General features: G+C 47.1%; 1 protein-coding gene. It reads left to right on the forward strand.

Annotated elements, in window-relative coordinates; all coding sequences use genetic code 11:
• The coding region (locus CWC14_RS18700) for a uroporphyrinogen decarboxylase family protein (protein WP_283957463.1) at window positions 1-191 on the forward strand (191 nt) is incomplete at its 5' end.
• Window positions 192-323 lie beyond the last annotated feature (132 nt).

Below are 323 nucleotides of genomic sequence, written 5' to 3' on the forward strand. Positions count from 1 at the left end.
TGGACCCGTCTATGCTGCATGCTTCGCCTGAGCGCATCCGCTCAGAGGTTGAAACTATTCTTGCAGGCTTTGGCGAGGGCACAGGACATATCTTTAACCTGGGCCACGGTATTACTCCGGATGTTAACCCTGAGCACGCTGGTGCGTTTATTAATGCCGTAGGTGAGTTAAGCCGTAAATACCATAAGTAACGATTTACTAAGCAATAAAAAGCCCGCTTTCGCGGGCTTTTTTGTATTTATAATGAAGAGGTTATATCAGGCGTTAATATATTAAGCTGGTGCCATTGGCCATCATGGATGCGCGGCCTTCCATCAGCTCTA

Source organism: Pseudoalteromonas sp. S3260 (assembly GCF_005886925.1).
Taxonomy (GTDB): domain Bacteria; phylum Pseudomonadota; class Gammaproteobacteria; order Enterobacterales; family Alteromonadaceae; genus Pseudoalteromonas; species Pseudoalteromonas tetraodonis.